This is a genomic window from Achromobacter seleniivolatilans (genome assembly GCF_030864005.1).
GTDB lineage: Bacteria > Pseudomonadota > Gammaproteobacteria > Burkholderiales > Burkholderiaceae_B > Achromobacter > Achromobacter seleniivolatilans.
The window spans coordinates 1,766,447-1,785,547 of record NZ_CP132976.1 but is presented as its reverse complement, the minus strand read 5'-3'; the positions used below and the strand labels follow the sequence as shown (position 1 = coordinate 1,785,547).

Annotated in this window: 16 protein-coding genes; 9 read left to right on the top strand and 7 right to left on the bottom strand. The window is 62.8% G+C overall.

Going from position 1 to position 19,101, the window contains the following annotated elements; genetic code table 11:
* Positions 1–13: 13 nt before the first annotated feature.
* The 3 genes from RAS12_RS07895 to RAS12_RS07885 are packed head-to-tail and all read left to right on the top strand — an operon-like array spanning position 14 to position 2,632.
* On the top strand, positions 14–853 hold the full coding sequence (locus RAS12_RS07895) for a CheR family methyltransferase (protein ID WP_306946992.1): 840 nt from the start codon (positions 14–16) through the stop codon (positions 851–853).
* Entirely contained in the window at positions 850–1,470 is a 621-nt protein-coding gene (locus RAS12_RS07890) for a chemotaxis protein CheB (RefSeq protein ID WP_306946990.1), read from the top strand. Before RAS12_RS07895 ends, RAS12_RS07890 begins: the two co-directional genes overlap by 4 nt.
* 19 nt (positions 1,471–1,489) lie before the next feature.
* Positions 1,490–2,632 carry a hybrid sensor histidine kinase/response regulator gene (locus RAS12_RS07885; protein ID WP_306946988.1) on the top strand — a complete coding sequence of 381 codons (1,143 nt, stop codon included), beginning with the start codon at positions 1,490–1,492 and terminating at the stop codon, positions 2,630–2,632.
* Positions 2,633–2,812: 180 nt separating this feature from the next.
* Here the strand turns inward: RAS12_RS07885 and RAS12_RS07880 are convergent, their stop codons facing one another.
* Together RAS12_RS07880 and kdgD are read right to left on the bottom strand one after the other, a co-directional pair.
* On the bottom strand, positions 2,813–4,396 hold the full coding sequence (locus tag RAS12_RS07880) for an aldehyde dehydrogenase (NADP(+)) (RefSeq protein WP_306946986.1): 1,584 nt from the start codon (positions 4,394–4,396) through the stop codon (positions 2,813–2,815).
* 95 nt (positions 4,397–4,491) lie between these two features.
* Positions 4,492–5,406: a 5-dehydro-4-deoxyglucarate dehydratase gene (gene kdgD / locus RAS12_RS07875; protein ID WP_306946984.1), complete on the bottom strand. Its 915-nt coding sequence runs from the start codon at positions 5,404–5,406 to the stop codon at positions 4,492–4,494.
* A gap of 243 nt (positions 5,407–5,649) precedes the next feature.
* Here kdgD and garD point away from each other — a divergent pair, with 243 nt between their 5' ends.
* The 5 genes from garD to RAS12_RS07850 all read left to right on the top strand — a co-directional run bounded on the left by garD (position 5,650) and on the right by RAS12_RS07850 (position 12,192).
* Complete coding sequence (gene garD / locus RAS12_RS07870) at positions 5,650–7,224, top strand: galactarate dehydratase (protein WP_306946980.1); 1,575 nt, start codon at positions 5,650–5,652, stop codon at positions 7,222–7,224.
* Between the two features lie 62 nt (positions 7,225–7,286).
* Entirely contained in the window at positions 7,287–8,336 is a 1,050-nt protein-coding gene (locus RAS12_RS07865; RefSeq protein ID WP_306946978.1) for an SMP-30/gluconolactonase/LRE family protein, read from the top strand.
* Between the two features lie 89 nt (positions 8,337–8,425).
* Positions 8,426–9,421 carry a Bug family tripartite tricarboxylate transporter substrate binding protein gene (locus RAS12_RS07860; protein ID WP_306946976.1) on the top strand — a complete coding sequence of 332 codons (996 nt, stop codon included), beginning with the start codon at positions 8,426–8,428 and terminating at the stop codon, positions 9,419–9,421.
* Between the two features lie 580 nt (positions 9,422–10,001).
* Positions 10,002–10,922, top strand: coding sequence for a helix-turn-helix domain-containing protein (locus tag RAS12_RS07855; protein WP_306946974.1), 921 nt, complete (start codon positions 10,002–10,004; stop codon positions 10,920–10,922).
* 157 nt (positions 10,923–11,079) lie between these two features.
* Positions 11,080–12,192 carry a cyclic nucleotide-binding domain-containing protein gene (locus RAS12_RS07850; protein ID WP_306946972.1) on the top strand — a complete coding sequence of 371 codons (1,113 nt, stop codon included), beginning with the start codon at positions 11,080–11,082 and terminating at the stop codon, positions 12,190–12,192.
* 70 nt (positions 12,193–12,262) lie between these two features.
* On the opposite strand, the gene RAS12_RS07845 is transcribed toward RAS12_RS07850, so the two are convergent.
* The 5 genes from RAS12_RS07845 to RAS12_RS07825 are packed head-to-tail and all read right to left on the bottom strand — an operon-like array spanning position 12,263 to position 17,151.
* On the bottom strand, positions 12,263–13,891 hold the full coding sequence (locus tag RAS12_RS07845) for an MFS transporter (RefSeq protein WP_306946970.1): 1,629 nt from the start codon (positions 13,889–13,891) through the stop codon (positions 12,263–12,265).
* The gene (locus RAS12_RS07840) at positions 13,878–14,282 is read right to left on the bottom strand and encodes a DoxX family protein (RefSeq protein ID WP_371321254.1); all 405 of its coding nucleotides are present in this window, start codon (positions 14,280–14,282) and stop codon (positions 13,878–13,880) included. The genes RAS12_RS07845 and RAS12_RS07840 overlap by 14 nt, the downstream gene beginning before the upstream one ends.
* 2 nt (positions 14,283–14,284) lie before the next feature.
* Complete coding sequence (locus RAS12_RS07835) at positions 14,285–16,192, bottom strand: amidohydrolase (RefSeq protein ID WP_306946965.1); 1,908 nt, start codon at positions 16,190–16,192, stop codon at positions 14,285–14,287.
* The gene (locus tag RAS12_RS07830) at positions 16,185–16,484 is read right to left on the bottom strand and encodes a XapX domain-containing protein (RefSeq protein ID WP_306946962.1); all 300 of its coding nucleotides are present in this window, start codon (positions 16,482–16,484) and stop codon (positions 16,185–16,187) included. Before RAS12_RS07830 ends, RAS12_RS07835 begins: the two co-directional genes overlap by 8 nt.
* 13 nt (positions 16,485–16,497) lie before the next feature.
* The gene (locus RAS12_RS07825; protein WP_306946961.1) at positions 16,498–17,151 is read right to left on the bottom strand and encodes a hydrolase; all 654 of its coding nucleotides are present in this window, start codon (positions 17,149–17,151) and stop codon (positions 16,498–16,500) included.
* A 320-nt stretch (positions 17,152–17,471) separates the two neighbouring features.
* On the opposite strand from RAS12_RS07825, the gene RAS12_RS07820 reads away from it, so the two are divergent.
* Entirely contained in the window at positions 17,472–19,097 is a 1,626-nt protein-coding gene (locus RAS12_RS07820) for a methyl-accepting chemotaxis protein (protein WP_306946959.1), read from the top strand.
* The last annotated feature ends 4 nt before the right edge of the window (positions 19,098–19,101 follow it).

Below are 19,101 nucleotides of genomic sequence, written 5' to 3'. Positions count from 1 at the left end.
GCAGAGCACAGTCATGCCCCAAACCGTGAAGACGCGCATTGCAGATATCGAGCAGCGGCTGCTGCTCGATGCCATCTACCATCGCTACCACTATGACTTCCGTGAGTATGCGCAGGCGTCGCTCAAGCGGCGCTTGCAAAGCGCACTGACCGAGTTTGGGTGCAAGACGCTGTCGCAATTGCAGGACCGTGTGCTGCATGAACCCGCGGTATTCACCGGCTTGCTTCAGTTTCTGACGGTGCAGGTCAGCGACATGTTCCGTGACCCCAGCTATTTTCTGGCGTTGCGCAACGAGGTCGTGCCCATTCTGCGCACCTATCCATCGATCAAGATCTGGGTGGCGGGATGCAGCACTGGCGAAGAGGTGTATTCGCTTGCCATCATGCTGCTTGAAGAAGGCCTGCTTGACCGGTCGCTGATCTATGCCACGGACATCAATCCGCAGGCATTGCACATGGCGGAGCAGGGCGTCTTTGACTTGGATCGCGTTGCTGCATTTACCGAGAATCACGCCCGGTCTGGCGGGCGCAGCTCGCTGTCGAACTACTACACCGCCCGCTATGGACGAGTGGTGTTCGACAAAAGCCTGCGCGAGCACATGGTTTTTTCCGATCACAGTCTGGCGACAGACAGCGTGTTCGCAGAGATGCACCTGATTTCCTGCCGCAACGTGCTGATCTATTTTGAGCGTGATTTGCAGAACCGGGCTTTGAGCTTGTTCCATGACGCATTGGTCCATCGCGGCTTTTTAGGGCTGGGTTCCAGGGAGTCGCTGCGATTCTCGGCGGTGGCCGATAGTTTCGACGACTTTGTGCTGGCAGACCGCGTCTATCGCAAGAAGGCGGGGTTATGAGCGCGCGCGTGGCAAATTCTGGCGCGATTGCGTCTTCGGCTGGTCCGTGGGAAGCGATTGTCATTGGCGGTTCGGCGGGCGCCATCGATGCGCTGAATGTTTTGATACCCGCGCTGCCCGCGGGTTTGCAGGCTGCGGTGATCGTGCTGCTGCATCTGCCACGCGACCGCCGCAGTCTGCTGGCCGATATCTTTCGTGATCGTTGCGCGTTGCCCGTGCTAGAGGCCGAAGACCAGCAACAAATTCAGCCTGGACATCTGTATGTGGCGCCGCCTGACTACCACCTGCTGGTGGATAAGGGGCCGCGGCTGGCGCTGTCCATCGACGAACCCGTGCATTATTCACGACCGGCAATAGATGTGCTGTTTGACTCCGCCGCCCATTGTTATGGCGGAAAGCTGTTGGGTGTGTTGCTGTCCGGGGCGAACGAGGATGGTGCAGAAGGGTTGGCGGCGATCCACGCTGCTGGTGGCTGCACCGTGGTGCAGTCGCCTGCCACCGCCGCCATGCCGACCATGCCGCAAGCCGCTTTGACCAAGGTTCCTGGCCACCATGTGATGACACCCGATGAGATCGCGGCAATGTTTGCGCGTCTGCCCGTGCATCGGCTCTTGTAACTACAACCATTCGGACATCATGATCCTGACACCTGCCAAATCCCCAGCTGCCCGTATCAAGTGCCTGTTGGTTGACGACGTTCCAGAGAACCTGATTGCGCTGGAGGCGCTTCTGGACAGCGGCCGCGTAGAGGTGCTGAAGGCACAGTCCGGCCCGCAGGCGCTGGAATTGCTGTTGCATCATGGCGATGTGGCGCTGGCATTGCTGGATGTGCAGATGCCCGACATGAACGGCTTCGAACTGGCCGAACTGATCCGGGGCAGCGAACGCACCCGCCATATTCCGCTGATATTCATTACCGCTGGATCGCGCGAACAAAACTGGCAGTTCCGGGGTTATGAAACCGGGGCAGTGGATTTTCTGTACAAACCCATTGACCCATACATGTTGTGCACCAAGGCAAACGTATTTTTCGAGCTGCACGAGCGCAAGCGCGCGCTGGCGCGGCAACTGGAAGAACAGACCGAGGCGTTGCGGGTGAACGAGATGTTCATGGCGGTGTTAAGCCATGACTTGCGTTCGCCGCTACAGGCCATTGTTATGGGCTCGGCCCTGTTGCAACGCCAGATTGACCCTGCGCGCGTCGTCAACATTGCCCAGCGCATGCAGCAGAGCAGCGAGCGCATGAGCCGCATGATTGAAGATTTGCTTGATGTGACACGCATCCGCCAGACGGGCGGACTGACCCTGGTGCCGGCCCAAGTCAGCATGGAATCGTTGGTGCGGCGCACAGTGGATGAAGTGCAGGCGGGTTTCCCGGGCCGCCAGATCGAATGTGAATGCCGAGTCGATCCGATTGGCTCCTGGGATGGTGAGCGCCTATGCCAGGTGCTTGCGAATTTGGTAGGGAATGCGTTGCACCATGGCAGTCACGCTGCTCCGGTGCAGGTGGTGGTGGATGGCACGGCGCTGGATCAGGTCGTCGTGACGGTCAGCAATGAAGGCGCCATTCCCCCAGAATTGCTGCCGGATCTGTTCAACCCGTTTCGTGGCGGCGAGCGTCGGCCCGAAGGTCATCAGGGGCTGGGGCTGGGACTGTTCATCGCGCAGCAGATTGTGCTGACGCATGGCGGCCGTATCATCGCGGAGTCCGCCGGCGGAGTCACGTGCTTTCGTGTGGAACTGCCGCGGCATGTGCAGCCGGGCGTACGCCCTGCGTAGCAAGGACGTGTTTTTTCCGCTTGGAGGCCATCGCTGATCTGCGCTTGCCGCGCTGGTCCAGGCAGAGTCCGGCAATGTGGGCGAAAAAAAAATGCACCGCAATGCCTCGAATCAGGCATTGCGGTGCGGCGTGCTTTGCGTGCTGCCCGGGTTTAACCGGGCTTCAGTGCAAGATACGCATCAAGCGGTCTTCATGGCGCCATCAACCATGCGCATCAATTCCAAAGGATTGCCGCGCTTGATGCTGTCGGGCAGCAGTGCGTCGGGCAGGTCCTGATAGCAGACCGGGCGCAGGAAACGACGGATGGCGGTGGCGCCTACGGACGTGGAGGCTGCGTTCGAGGTTGCGGGGAACGGGCCGCCGTGCACCATGGCGTGGCTGACTTCCACGCCGGTGGGGTAGCCATTGGCCAGAATGCGGCCAGCCTTGCGCTCCAGCACGGGCAACAGGGTCTGCGCCTGTGCCACGTCGCCTTCGTCGACGAACAGCGTCGCGGTCAGTTGGCCTTCCAGGTGTTCGGCCACGGTTTTCATCTGTTCTACGTCTTTGCACGCAACAACCAGCGATGCCGGGCCGAAGACCTCGGCTTCAAGTTCGTGCGATGCCAGGAAGCGGTCTGCCTGTGTGCCGAACACGACTGCGCCCGCCGCATTGGCAGCCGGTTGCGAGGCTTCGCCACGGCCCAGGGTGGCGACGCTGGCGTGTTTGGCCAGTGCGTCGGCGCCGTCCTGGTAGGCCGAGAAGATGCCTGGGGTCAGCATGGTGGCTGCGCCCTTGGCCTGCACGGCTTGTGCGGCGGCTTGACGGAAACGTTCCAGCGCGGGGCCTTCGACGCCGATGACCAGGCCAGGGTTGGTGCAGAACTGGCCCACGCCCATCGCCAGCGAGTCCACAAAGCCCTTGGCGATGGCTTCGGCACGCGCTTCCAACGCGGCGGGCATCAGGAACACAGGGTTGATGCTGGACATCTCGGCGTAGACGGGGATCGGCACCGGGCGCGCATTTGCGGCAGCAAACAGGGCCAGACCGCCGCGGCGGGAACCCGTGAAGCCAACGGCAGTGATGGCGGGGTGCGTTGCGAGCGCCGTGCCGATTTCGCTGCCAGCGCCGAACAGCAGAGAGAACGTGCCTTCGGGCAAGCCATGTTTGGCGACGGCAGCCTGGATTACGCGGCCAACCATTTCAGAAGCGCCGGGGTGGGCGTTGTGTGCCTTGACGATCACAGGGCAGCCAGCCGCCAGCGCGGACGCCGTGTCGCCGCCAGCAACCGAGAATGCCAACGGGAAGTTGCTGGCGCCAAAGACGGCGACAGGGCCGAGCGGCACGTTGGCCAGGCGCAGGTCGGCGCGTGGCAGGGGCTGACGTTCGGGCTGGGCGGGGTCGATCGTGGCGTCCAGGAAGTAGCCATCGCGCACCACGCGGGCAAACAGGCGCAGCTGGCCAACGGTGCGGCCGCGTTCGCCTTGCAGGCGGGCCAGCGGCAAGCCGGTTTCCAAATGCGTGCGTTCAATCAGCGCGTCGCCCAGAGCCAGAATGCCTTCGGCAATGCTCTCCAGGAACTGTGCGCGGGTTTCCAAGGGCAGGGCGCGGTAGGGGTCGAATGCCGCGCGAGCCAATTCGGCCGCACGTGCAACGTCATCGGACGAGCCTGCGGGAAAGCCGGGCTCCAGGCGTTCGCCGGTGGCGGGGTTGATCGCGTGCTGGGCAGCGCCAGCTCCCAGTACGGCAGTCGCGCCGATTAGCATTTGGCCAGTCAAAGTCATGAATATCTCCGATCGATTAGAAAGAATGATGTGCCCCGTTCAAGGAAAAAAATGCCCCCGGATCGGGGGCAGGCATGCGGGGCTGGCGCGGCCGTTTATTGGGGGCCGAGCTTTTTGATCAGTGCGTTCAGCATTTCCAGCTCTTCGCCGGTCAGGTCAGTCAGCGGGGCGCGGACGGGGCCTGCGTCGTGGCCGACCAGCTTGGCGCCGGCCTTGACGATGCTGACGGCGTAACCGGCCTTGCGGTTGCGGATTTCCAGGTAGGGCAGGAAGAAATCGTCCAGCAGACGGTTGGTCGTGTCGTGATCGCCCGCGGCAATGGCGCGGTAGAAGTCCATGGCGGTCTTCGGCACAAAGTTGAACACGGCCGACGAATACACCGGCACGCCCAGCGCGCGGTAGGCGGCTGCGTAGACTTCTGCCGTGGGCAGGCCGCCCAGGTACGAGAAGCGGTCGCCCAGCTTGCGGCGGATGCTGACCATGGCTTCGATATCGCCGATGCCGTCTTTGAAGCCGACCAGGTTGGGGCAGCGTTCGGCCAGACGGGCCAGGCTGTCGGCCGACAAACGCGATTGAGCGCGGTTGTAGACGATGACGCCGATCTTGACCGACTTGCAGACTTGTTCGACGTGAGCGGCGATGCCGTCTTGCGAGGCTTCGGTCAGGTAGTGCGGCAGCAGCAGGATGCCCTTGGCGCCTTGGCGTTCGGCTTCTTGTGCATACGCGATGGCGGTGCGGGTGGGGCCACCGGCGCCAGCCAGAATCGGCACCTTGCCAGCGCAGGTTTGCACGGCGGTGCGGATGACGTCCGAGTATTCCTCGGGAGCCAGGGAGAAGAACTCACCCGTGCCGCCAGCGGCGAACAGCGCGGTGGCGCCGTACGGGGCCAGCCATTCCAGGCGGGCCGCATAGGTCTTGGCGTTGAAATCGCCGTTCTGGTCGAAATCGGTAACGGGGAAGGACAGCAAGCCTTCCGAAACAATTTCCTTGAGTTCCTGCGGGGTCGTCATAGCGCGCTCGTCCGGTATTGCCGAGGCTAGCCACACAGGGCTGCACACGGGCTGCGGTGGTGAAAAGGTGAGTCATCGTACAACAGCATTTATCAGTATTCAAGGGTGTTCGCCTATGGCTGCACTTGTTAACAAGGGGAAACCCGAAATTTATTTCTGACCCATTTCAGCGATATTCTCTTGGTTGTACGATAACGTACCGGATGCGCGCTACTACGCATCCTTTATGCAAAAGGATTCTTCATGCAGGTTGCGGCAGACCAAGCGCCCGTGCTTATCAAGATTCACCCGCAAGACAATGTGGCGATCGTGGCTAACGAAGGCGGCTTGCCTGCGGGCACCGTGCTGCCCGACGGGTTGCAATTGGTGGATGCCGTGCCGCAAGGCCACAAAGTGGCGTTGACGGACCTTGCCGAAGGCGCGCCCGTGCTGCGCTACAACGTGGTGATCGGATTTGCCGCTAAAGACCTGCCGCGTGGCAGCTGGATCAATGAGCGTGTCACCACGATGCCTGCGGCGCGCACCTTGCAGGACTTGCCCGTAGGCACGCGCATCGCGCCGTTGCCGCCGCTGGAAGGCTATACGTTTGAAGGTTTCCGCAACGCCGATGGCACCGTAGGCACGCGCAATATCCTGGCTATCAGCACCACGGTGCAATGCGTGCAAGGCGTGGTCGAACATGCCGTGGCGCGTATACGCCAGGAATTGCTGCCGCGTTATCCCAATGTTGATGATGTGGTGGGCATTGAGCACACCTACGGTTGCGGTGTGGCCATTGACGCGCCCGGTGCGGCAATCCCGATCCGCACTTTGCACAACATTGCGCGCAACCCGAACTTCGGCGGCACGTCGATGGTGGTCAGCCTGGGTTGCGAAAAGCTGCAACCGGAGCGCCTGTTGGCGCCCAACGCCATTCCCATCCGCGCGGGCGAAGGCATGGGCGCCGATGGCAATGGCGTAGACACGATTGTGTTGCAGGATGAAGAGAACATCGGTTTCCAATCGATGATCGACCTGATCATGCGCACGGCCGAACGCCACTTGCAGAAGCTCGATGCCCGCCGCCGCGAGACCTGTCCAGTATCTGAGCTGACGGTGGGAGTGCAATGCGGCGGCAGCGATGCGTTTTCCGGTGTGACGGCCAACCCCGCCGTGGGTTTTGCGACAGACTTGCTGGTGCGCGCGGGCGGTACGGTGATGTTCTCGGAGAACACCGAAGTGCGCGATGGTATTGACCAGTTGACCGCACGCGCCGCCACGCCCGAAGTGGCAGATGCGCTGGTGCGCGAGATGGCCTGGTACGACGAATACCTGCAACGCGGCATGGCTGATCGCAGCGCCAATACCAGTCCTGGCAACAAGAAGGGCGGTTTGTCGAACATTGTTGAAAAAGCGATGGGCTCGATCGTGAAATCGGGCTCGTCGCCCATCCACGGCGTGCTGTCACCGGGTGACCGCCTGACGCAAAAGGGCCTGATTTTTGCCGCTACGCCGGCAAGCGACTTTATCTGCGGCACGCTGCAATTGGCGGCGGGCATGAATCTGCACATCTTCACCACCGGCCGCGGCACGCCCTATGGTCTGGCTCAGGTGCCGGTGATCAAGGTTGCCACGCGCGATAGTCTGGCCCGCCGCTGGCACGATCTGATGGACGTGAATGCTGGCCGTATTGCCACGGGCCAGGCGTCGATCGAAGACGTGGGCTGGGAACTGTTTCGTTTGATGCTGGATGTGGCCAGCGGCCGCACCCAGACCTGTGCGGAAAAACTCAAGCTGCACAACGCCTTGGCGCTGTTCAACCCGGGTCCCGTGACCTGAGCCGTCTGCGCTACCTGCTTTTCTGCAATGCCATCGCAATACACCGATAACAGGAGACACCGATGGAAAATGCCCCCCTGGCCCAACCCGGCCGGCGACGGCTGCTGGGCGCCGCCTTGGCGCTGGGTCCTGCCAGCCTTGTGCAGGCGCAGTCGTCAGGCTTCACCCCGCAGCAACGCTATCCGGACCCGTCCGTGCGCATCCTGGACCCGGAGTTTTCCAAGTATCGGATCTACAGCAGCAGCGTCGAGCAGTTGGCGACGGGATTCCGGTGGCTGGAAGGGCCGGTCTGGGTGGGGGATGGACGCTACCTGCTGGTGTCTGACATTCCCAATGACCGCATCCTGCGCTGGGACGAAACCACGGGCCAGATCAGCGAGTTTCGCAAGCCCGCCAATTTCAGCAACGGCCTGGCGCGAGACCGGCAAGGCCGGCTGCTTGCCTGCGAGCATCTGACGCGGCGCGTCACGCGCACGGAGTATGACGGGTCCATCACCGTGCTGGCGGATCGTTTTGATGGCAAGCGCTTCAACTCACCCAACGACATCATCTGCCAGCGCAACGGCGCCATTTGGTTTACCGATCCGCCATTCGGCATCGGCGGCCACTGGGAGGGCGACAAGGCCACGCCGGAACTGCCGCATGGCGTCTACCGCATCGACCCGGCCGATGGCCGTGTGACGCGGGCGCTGGAAGATTTGGCCGGACCCAACGGCCTGTGTTTTTCGCCAGATGAAAAAGTGTTGTACGTCGTGGAGTCACGGCATCAGCCGAATCGCGTGGTCTGGGCCTATGACGTGGGCGCGGATGGCAGCTTGAGTGGCAAGCGGGTTCACATCGACGCGCAAGGGCCTGGCGCCATTGACGGCATCAAGTGCGACGAAGACGGCAATCTGTGGTGCGGCTGGGGTAGCAACGGCTCGCCCAACGCCAAATCCGAAGAGCTGGACGGCGTCATGGTGTTCAACCCCGCGGGCAAACCTATCGGCCATATCCGGCTGCCCGAACGCTGCGCCAATCTGTGCTTTGGCGGCGCCAAGCGCAACCGCCTCTTCATGGCCAGCAGTCATTCCCTGTATGCCTTGTATGTCGAAACGCGGGGCGCCGCGTAAATCCGAGCGCGGCGGCATGGATCGATGGGGATCGCGTTCCTGCCGCGCGAATTACAGACCTAGAACACATCAAACAGTGTGGAGACAGCATGAACGTTAGCAAGAGACAGTTCCTGGGCGGCGCCGCGGCGCTTTGCCTGTCGCCGTTGGTGCCCGCCTGGGCGCAACAAACCAATGCAGCTGGCGCGGCCAATTGGCCCACGCGCCCCGTGCGCATCATCGTGCCGTATCCGCCCGGAGGCTCGTCAGACATCATTGCGCGCATCCTGGCGCCGCGCTTGGCCGACGCCTTGAAGCAGACCGTTGTGGTTGAGAACAAGCCGGGTGCCAACGGCAACCTGGGCGCGGGCCTGGTGGTGCAGGCGGCGGCCGAAGGCCACACCGTGCTGTTGTGCGATGTGGGCGCGCTGGCGATCAGCCCGTCTGTGTACACCAAACTATCGTTCGATCCATCCAAGGATTTGCGCTCGGTGGGCATGCTGGCCTATTCGCCGCACGTGTTGGCGGTGCATCCCGACGTGCCGGCCAAGACCTTGCCGGAATTGGTGGCGCTGTCCAAAAAGCAGCGTCTGAACTTTGCCGTGACGGCAATCGGCAGCGCGCCGCATCTGGCGGCGGTGGCGGTGCAGCAGGCGACCGGCGCGCAGTGGGAATACGTGCCGTACAAGGGCGGCTCGCAGGCGGTGACGGATACCATCGGCGGACAGACGCAGGTCATCATGAATGGTCTGTTGGCGACGTTGCCGCATATCAAGGCCGGCAAGCTGCGGCCCATTGCGATTTCCAAGGGCGAACGCATGCAGCTGGTGCCGGATATTCCGACCATATCCGAACAGGGCGTTGCAGGTTTCGAATCGGGCACGTGGCAGGGTGTGATGGCGCCAATTACAACGACCGATCCGGTTGCCGAGAAGTTGGCCATGCTGATGGCGCAGATCGTCAATCAGCCGGACGTGAAGGCGCAATTGAACGAGCAGGGCGCGGAAATCGTCACGCGCAATCCCGCTGAACTGGCCAAGTTCTTCGCCAGCGAACGCGCGCGCTGGGCCAAGGTCGTGCAAAGTGCAGACATCCGCCTGGATTGATTCAGACGGTCATCCCTCGCCTTGCAGTAGGTGGGGGATGCGCGCACACTGGTTTCCGTGCTGAGGCGGCATGGCGCTGTTACCTGTAACGGGTAAGCACGGTCCCGGTGGAGCGTAGCGATGAAATTCCTGATCATGGCGGCATGGATGGCGCTGGCTTGCGGTTCGGCGCTGGCCCGTGACGGGATGCCTGCCGTGCCGGCCCCGCCGCAATCAGCGCGTACCTTGCCGGACACCTGTCTGGGCACGTCGTGTCCGCGTGCAGTCAGTCCGGGCCGGACCGGTCAAAATTGTCTGGGAACGTCGTGCCCAAGCTCGGGCTACAACCCGCCCGCTGCGCCTGGGCGAGGTGATCCACCGCCATGGGCCGGCCCAAGCCAGCCGAAGTTGCCGCCGATGCTGCCGCGTTCTGGCCCGCCTTTGGGGCCGCTGACACCAGCGCCCGCATTGCCGCGATAGCGGCGCCGATGTGACCGCTTGTGTGTGATGGCTACGATGAATGCGCGTACTTGTTGCGAAGCAGCATAGCCTGTTATCTTCCGTCCCATAGCGCGCTTGTTGCGACTTGGAAGCGATTCACATGCCTGTACTTCAACGAATTCCCCCCACGCCTGCGCCATCGAAAGACGCGCTGGGCTGCGCCGCCAGCAAGCTGGACGTGAATCAGGAGTTCGAAGGCGGAGGCCTGACCTTTTATCGCAAAAGTACCGGCAACGAGCAGTTTGGCAATGTGTCCACGCCTGCATCGGACAGGGGTTTTTTGGTCGGCGTGGCATTGCGCGGAGGACACCGGCGCCGCATCCTGCACGGCAACCACGCGTCGACGCACGATTTTGACAACGGATCGATCTACATCCGCGATTTCACCGAAGACTACCGGGCTGATCTGCAAGGCGGTTTTGATTTTTTGCTGGTTGAGATGTCGCGCGCGTTCATCGAACGCGTGAACGATGAAAAAGGCGGCCCGCGGGTCAGCAGCCTGCTTCCAATGAACGGACAAAGCGATCCCGTGCTTGGGGCTTTGGCGCAGGTGATGACCCAGGTGCTGGACCGGCCCGCAGAAACCAGCAGTTTGTTCGTGGACCATGTCAGCCTGGCCATAGGCACGCATCTGTTGTCGGAGTACGGCGCAGGCGCCACGGCTGGCTGGGGCGATACCGGCGGCGGGCGCGTGTTGTCGCGCAAGCTGGAGGTGCGGGCCAAGGATATGCTGCTGGCCGCCATGCGCGATGACAGCTCCATTGCCGATATTGCCGAGGCCTGCAATCTGTCGCGCAGCTATTTCATCAAGGCTTTCCGGCAGACCGTGGGTACGACGCCTCATCGCTGGCTGCTGGAACAGCGGGTGCAAAAAGCCAAAGAGCATTTGCGGGTGCCGGGCAGGTCCATCACGGAGATCGCGCTGCAATGCGGGTTTGCCGATCAGGCCCATATGACGCGGGTGTTCGCCAGTGTGGTCGGCGTGTCGCCAGGCGCATGGCGCCGCGAACACGGCATTTGATCTGCGGGCAACTGGCAGGCGCCTTTGGACGCTGCGGCGGGGCGATCTTGAATAGTGCGATGATTGCACTTTCAGACAAATCAGGACGCAAGTGCGCAAGACTGGCCGGTTCGTCCGGCGCTACCTTGCCTCTATTCGCGCATGACACACGAGTGAAATGATGAATCGCCTTCTTGGCGGCGCTGCCGCATCAACCTGTCCGGCGGGCGGCCTCCCGACCCTGCATGCCCAGGCATTTCCGATGCTGGCGCCCGCCATGATCAGCCAGGCCGCTCCCTATGGCGAGGAGATTTCGGTGCCGGCTGGCCATGTGCTGCTCAATAGCGGAGATCTCGAAGCGGCGTTCTACGTGGTGCTGGATGGCTACGTCGAAGTCTTTGAGAGCGATGCTGCTGGCGCGATGCATAGTTTGCTGATGCATCGTGACAGCGAATTTACAGGCAGCCTGGATTTGTTCACCGACCGGCCCAACGCCGTTACCGTCCGGGCCGACTCCACCACACGCTTGCTGCGGGTCAGCCGCGCATCGTTGGCGCGGCTGGTGTTGGACGAACGCGCGGTGGCCGAGATATTGCTGCGCGCTTTCATCCTGCGCCGCGTCGGTTACTTGCGGCATAGGCCGTATGGCGGCGCAATCCTGCGCTCCACGAGCCCGTCAGGGCAGCCCGATTCTGTGCTGGACCTGGCTGTCATTGGCGGCGGGCCGGCGGGGCTGGCGGCGGCAAGTTATGCAGCGTCTGAAGGCTTGCACACCGTACTGGTGGGCGGCGCCTTGTCCTGCACAAAATCGCCGGTAACTGAAGCGCTGCCCGGGTTTCCGGGCACCATTACTGGCTTGTGCGGCGGCGGTTTATTGCGCCGGGCCGAAGACCAGACCCGACGGTTTGGCTCTCAGGTGCTTCCGGTACGGACGGCCAGCGCATTCGACAGCACTTGCTATCCGTACCGCGTGTGGCTGGACGATGGCAGTGTGATCGAAGCGCGCAGCTTGATTGTGGCCACGGGCATGCAAGAGGACGGCTCGGCCGTTGCGGGCGCCAACACGGCTTGGCTGGATGGCTGCCTGGATACCGATGACTGGGGCTTTATCCATACCGGCCGCGAGGCGGCAGGTTCCATGCAGGCGCGCGCCTACGAAAGTTCGCAACCGGGTGTGTTTGCCGTGGGCGCGGTGCGCGCGGGCTCGGTCAAGCATGTGTTGGCTGGCATTGCGGAAGGCTCGGCGGCCGTGCGTGTCGTACACCGCTTTCTGGACGCTTCGGCGCACTAGGCGAGTAAGCGGGGATTCAATGCAGCGGGTATGCAATGAAGCGGGCCATTGCTGGCCCGCTTCATTTTGCTTAGGCAGGACCGGGCTTAGACTCTCGCAGGTCCAGCGCCAGAAAGTGATGCACCACCGGTTTTTCCGGGCCGATGTGAAAGCGTTGGGCTTCGCCTTGCAGGTCGGCGTCGGCATGGGACACGCGCTGGTGCTGCCGCAGATGTTCCGCCCAGGACTCCACCAGGAACCACTCCTGCACCCGCTCGGGGTCACTCGAGTGTTCGGCTATACCCCAAGCGTAGGCGCCGTCGCGGCGCCGTTCCTGTGCCACGGCTTTCAGCGCTTGCAGGAAAGCCGGGCGATCCTGCACGCGAATGCGATATTCGATCTGCACCATGACTGGTCCGCGATCGTGGGCCACCGGCGCGTCCAGCAGTGGCTCGGGCCAGTGATTGGAGGGGTCCAGATCCGCCTCGCCTTGGGGCAGGCGCATCCGGTGCAGCAGGATGCCCGCAATCAATAGCCCCGCCGCGCCAGCCAGCAAGGTGGCGGGTATGCCGATCTCCTGCGCCAGCAAGCCCCAGCCCAAACTGCCTGCGGCCATCGCGCCGTTGAACACCATCAGGTAGATGGCCAGGCCGCGGCCGCGCACCCAGTTCGGCAGAATGGCCTGGGCCACACCATTGAACGTGGTCAGCGCCACGATCCAGCCCATGCCCAGCAGCAGCAACAGCAATACGGCAGCCCACTGCGGCGGCGCGAAGGACAGCGCGGCCATCACTGCCGCGGCGACTATAGCGGCGGTCATGACCAGGCCGTCGGTGCTCAGACGCTGGCGCAGCTTGGGCAGGACCACTGCGCCCAGTATCGCGCCCACGCCAACGGCGCCCAGCAAAATGCCGTAGAACCCGGCGCTGCCGCCCAGCATCTTGCGCGCCACCAGCGGCAGCAAGGCCCACACGGAACTGGCGAACAGGAAGAATACGGCCGCACGCAGCAACACCACATGCAGTTCATGGCTGGCGCGCGCAAAACGCAGACCCGCGCGGAAGGCGCCGAAGAACTGTTCGGACAGACCATCGTCCACGCGCTTGGGGCGTTTCCACCAGATCAGCGCGCCGATCACAAACACGTAGCTAAGTACGTCCGCGCCATAGGCCGCTGCCGCGCCAAAGGCGGCGAGCAGCAGGCCACCTATTGCGGGGCCGAGCGCGCGGGCAATATTGATGCCCAACGAATTCAGGCCAACTGCCGTTTTGAGTTCAGCCTTGGGAACCAGTTCCGGCACGATAGCCTGCCAGGTCGGCCCCATCAGCGCCGTGCCCACGCCACCCAGGAAGGTCAAGGCGATCAGGTATTCCACGGTCAGCGTATTGGTCTTGGCCATCATCAGCAGCGTGAAGCTGACGCAGGCCAGCAGCACCTGGATGATGATCAGGAACCGGCGCCGATCCAGGATGTCGGACAGCACGCCTGCGGGGATCGCCAGCAGGAAGACGGGCAGGGTAGCGGCCGTCTGCATCATGGCGACTGCGGCGGGGTTGGTGGACAGGTCGGTGACCAGCCAGGCGCTGGCCACGTCGCGCATGAAGCTGCCGATATTGCCCAGGATGGTCGCGCCCCATAGGACCGCGAACAGCGTATGTTTCAGCGGCGCCATGCCGCCGACGGCGGCAGGGGCCGGTTTTTGTGGTTCAGTTCCGGCCATGCGGGCGCTCCGTCAGGTCATGCCAGGCGACCAGGACCCATGCCCCGGCCAGCCCCAAGTGTTCATAGAACGCATTCATCGCCATGAAACGCGTATCGGCAGGGGCTTCCCAATAGCGATTGGCCATGAGCGCTGCGGCAGCGGTGAACGCGGCCAGCGCCAGTGCGCCCAGCCAGCGCAGGCGCCCGGCCAGGATCAGCGCGCTGGCGCCCAGTTCCAGAACAATAACGGCGGCAGCCGCCAGTGCGGCGGGGTGCAGTCCGAAGTGATCCATTTCGGCCTGCGCGCCGCCAAAATCCATCAACTTGACGAGTCCGCCCTGGATGTATGCGCCGCACAGCGCCAGCAATGCCAGCCAACGCACAGCCGGCACGGTGATAAAGCGGCGCATTGTCATACCGCCCAGCACGCGCAGCCCAGCGCGCCCCAGAACCCTTGCAGATCCGAGACAGGCAATTTGCTGGCCCAGGCGCCCGCGTGCTGGTGACCGTGAATATTGCAGTCGGCCAGGCAGGCGCAGTTGGCTGCGGCTTCGCGCAGCGTGGTTTGCAGAGGCTTGCCCTCGTTGTCGCCCCATGCGCCGTAGCCGCCAAACAGGCGAGTGGGCGACCAGTCCGGCATGGCGGGTGGCGGCGTGGCTTCGTCATGCGCAGAAAACTCGCCCGCGCCCCACACCACTTTTCCGCCTACCAGTGTCAACAAGCTGCTGGTGTCGGCAATATCGGATTCAGGGCAGGCAAAAAAGTCGCGATCAGGCACCACCAGATCGGCCAGCTGGCCAATGGCAATGCGGCCCTTCTTGCCTTGTTCGTTGGAGAACCATGTGACGTTTTCGGTCCACATACGCAGCGCGGTTTCGCGGTCCAGGCAATTGCGTTGCGGCGTCAGCCGCAGGCCGCCAACGGTTTTGCCGGTGATCAGCCACGACAGCGATACCCACGGGTTGTAGGACGCGACGCGCGTGGCATCCGTGCCGGCCGACACATTCACGCCTTTTTCCAGCATGCGCTTGACGGGCGGCGTGGCTTCGGCCGCGCCTGCGCCGTAGCGCTCTACGAAGTATTCGCCCTGGTAGGCCATGCGATGCTGTACCGCAACACCGCCGCCCAGCGCGGCAATGCGATCGATCGAGCGTTCAGAGATGGTCTCGGCGTGGTCAAAGAACCAGTTCAGGCCAGCCAGCGGCACGTCTTGGTTGACGCGTTCAAACACGTCCAGGGCGCGTGAAATGGTTTCGTCATACGTCGCGTGCAGACGCCAGGGCCAGCGGTTTTGCGCCAGGATGCGCACCACTTCTTCCAGCTCGCCTTCCATCTCTGGGCCCATTTCCGGGCGCGGCTGGCGAAAGTCTTCAAAGTCCGCCGCCGAGAACACCAGCATTTCGCCGGCGCCGTTGTGGCGGAAGTAGTCGGTGCCCTGTTTGTACTGCGACGTGGCGGTCCAATTCAGGAAATCTTCTTTTTCCTGTTTGGGTTTCTGCGTGAACAGGTTGTAGGCCAGGCGGATGGTGAGCTGGCCCGCATCGGCCAGTTGCTGAATGACTTGATAGTCTTCGGGGTAGTTCTGGAAACCGCCGCCCGCGTCGATCGCGCCTGTCACGCCCAGGCGGTTCAGGTCGCGCATAAAGTGGCGGGTGGAGTTGATCTGGTATTCGAATGGCAGTTTCGGGCCCTTGGCCAGCGTGGCGTACAGAATGGACGCATTGGGCTTGGCCAGCAGCAGGCCCGTCGGGTTGCCCGCCGCGTCGCGCACGATCTCGCCGCCCGGAGGCGCGGGGGTGTTCTTGTCATAGCCCACGGCGCGCAGCGCGGCGCCGTTGAGCAAGGCGCGGTCATACAGATGCAAGATGAACACGGGCGTGTCAGGCGCCACGGCGTTCAATTCCTCAATGGTCGGCAACCGTTTTTCTGCAAATTGGTGCTCGGTAAAACCGCCCACCACACGCACCCATTGCGGGGCAGGGGTGATGGCGACCTGGCGGCGCAGCATGGCCATGGCGTCAGACAGACTGAACACGCCATCCCAGCGCAATTCCATGTTGTAGTTCAGGCCGCCGCGGATGATGTGCAGGTGGTTGTCGATCAGGCCCGGCAGCACGCCACGCCCGTTCAGACCAATCACCTTGGTGCCGGGGCCCGCCAGCGGCAGGATGTCGCTTGCCGCGCCCACACGGGTGAAGCGGCCGTCTTTGATCGCAACGGCATCGGCGACGGGGTTGGACGGGTCCAACGTGGTGAAGCGGCCTTGATGCAGGATCAGGTCGGGGGCGCCTTGGCGCGTGGGGTCCAGAGTGTCAGCCATTGCGCTTGTCTCCACATGACTCGGCGGTTGATTGGGCGGGGTCGGCGGGGGGCTTGGGGCAGCTGGGCAATTCGCCAAACATGTGCGGCTTGACCTGCTCGTTCAGCCAGGATGTGCGCGTGGCGCTGTCAGAGGTCAGGCGCTTGATCAGCGGAGGAATCTGTTCCCCCGCCAAGATGCCCAGAAGGCCTACCAGGGCGATCACCGGTGGCGCGGGTGATCGCACGTTAAACAGCGCGTAAATGACGCCGACCAACAGGCCGACTCCAAGCGAGACCAGGTAGACCTTCATGGGTAGCCTCCGTTCAGCCTTCGTGGGCGTTGAACATGGACTTGGCGTAGATGATGCCCAAGCCATAAGCGCCGCCGAACTTCTTGGCGATGCCGGTGGTCATGTCATAGGTATCCGTGCGCGCCCAGTCGCGTTGCATTTCCAACAGGTATTGCAAGGCAGTGATCGGTTGGCCGCCTGCTTGCACGATACGCTCAATGGCGCGGTTGTGGGCCTCGGCCGACACGTCGCCGCAGGCGTCGGTAATGACATAAACCTCAAAACCCTGGTCCAGCGCCGACAGGGCCGGGCCTACGATGCAAACGCTGGTCCACAGGCCGGCCAGCACAATGCGCTTCTTGCCGATCTCGTTTACTTGCTTGATGACGGCCGCATCTTCCCAGGTGTTCATGGACGTGCGGTCCAGCAGCGCTTGGCCGGGGAACGGTGCGACAACTTCGTCGAACATCGGACCCGAGAAACTCTTTTCGGCAACGGTTGTGAGGATGGTGGACGCGCCAAAGCCGGCCGCTGCATGCGCAACCAGCGCGGCGTTGTTGCGCAGAGTGACGGCGTCGATGGAATGCGTGGCAAACGCCATCTGCGACTGGAAGTCGATCATGATGAGCGTGTGGTCTTTGGGGGAAAGCAGCTTGGCGCCGGGCGTGGCGGTGGCGGTGACGGACATAAACAACTCCTTGAATACCGGTTGGGTTGGGGCAGCCGCAATGTGCCACCGGGCGCCATCCCAGTATTGAACGTTTGTCCGCCAAATTGAAGATTGTGATCGCACGGGCCTGCAACACGTTTTTTTCAAGCTTTCATTCTGCTTACGGCCCCGCACGCACGCATACGGCAGCAAACGCGAAATCTGTAGGGTGCTTGATCGGCAAGTAGCCGTACACATGCCCCGGTTTTATGGGAATCCGAATCAGGGTTAACCCCGCATACTCGTGCGCTGATAAGCCTGTGCCGGGCGCGGGTCCGGTTTCCTTGCAAGGGTGCACGATGAAAGCATTGAGTTTGAAGGCCAAGCTACGGCTGGCGATGGTGTTGATGTGGATCGGTTTGCTGGCGCTGGGCGCATGGTCTGCGCTGAACGCGCGCGACATCATGATGAAGGAGCGCCGCGACGGCTTGGAGCGCATTGTCGAGGTTGCGCACAGCGTGGTGGGCGCATACGCCAAGAGCGTGTCCGAGGGCAAACTGACTGCCGACGAAGGCAAGCGCCAGGCGCTGGCTCAACTGAGTCAACTGCGTTACGACAAGGACAACTTTGTTTTCGTGGTGGACACGCAGCCCGTGTTGTTGATGCACCCGTTTGGTGCGTCATTGATCGGCAAGCCGGTGGGTGACCGCAAGGACACGCAGGGCCACGCGTATTACAAAACGATGGCAGAGGTGGCTCGCGCAAAGGGCGAGGGCTTTGTGGAATATGAAGCCTCCAAATCCGGCAATGCCGACGACCGCGCGCCTAAGATCAGCTTCATTTCCTATTACCAGCCCTGGGACTGGGTGATCGTGTCCGGCGTGCTGGTGGACGACATCCAGACGGCGTTCCACAACAACCTGCTGAAGGCGCTGGCGATCCTGGGCCTGATTGGCGCCATTGTCACGGGCGTGATGTTCGTGATCACGCGCAGCGTGGCGCGCAGCCTGGGCGGTGATCCTGTTTATGCGGCCGGTATCGCAGGGCGCATCGCATCCGGCGACCTGAGTCTTCCGGTTGAGCTGGACAGCGGCGATACGCGCAGCATGATCAGCGCCATGGCCAAGATGCAGGACAATCTGGCCGAAGTGATCGGCGGAATTCGCGCCGGCGCTGAAAGCTTGAATGGCGCGGCGCGCGAGATGTCGGCGGGCAATCTGGATCTGTCTTCGCGCACCGAAGAACAGGCAGCCTCGTTGGAAGAGACGGCGGCCAGCATGGAAGAACTGACCGCCACCGTGCGTCAGAACGCCGGCAGCGCCGAGCAGGCTGTGCAATTGGCCCAAGCCGCTTCGGGCATTGCCGCTCGCGGCGGCGAGGTCGTCGGCCAAGTGGTTACGACGATGGATGGCATTACCGACAGCTCGCGCCGCATCGCGGAAATTATCGGGCTGATCGATAGCATCGCGTTTCAGACCAACATCCTGGCGTTGAATGCAGCGGTGGAGGCAGCGCGCGCGGGCGATCACGGCAAGGGTTTTGCGGTGGTCGCGACCGAGGTCCGCAACCTGGCGCAGCGCAGCGCGCAGGCTGCCAAAGAAATCAAGGGCCTCATCGATGACTCGGTCGACAAGGTCAGCACCGGCGCCAGCCTGGTGAATCAGGCGGGTCAGACCATGGCCGAGATCGTACAGGCGGTGCAGCGCGTGACGCACATCGTGGGCGAGATCACTGTGGCGTCGCGTGAGCAGACTGCGGGTATCGAGCAGGTTAGCGTGGCAGTGGCGCAGATGGACCAGATGACGCAGCAAAACGCCGCGCTGGTCGAGCAGGTGGCCGCCGTGGCCGCATCCATGGAAAGCCAGGTGGGCGGTCTGTACGCTTCTGTGTCTGCATTCAAACTGGGCGGCGAGCAGGGCGGGGCTGGGCAGACCGCGCGCGTCGGCCGCGAGCCCGGCCTGCGCCAGCTTGCTCTGAGCGCCTGATCAC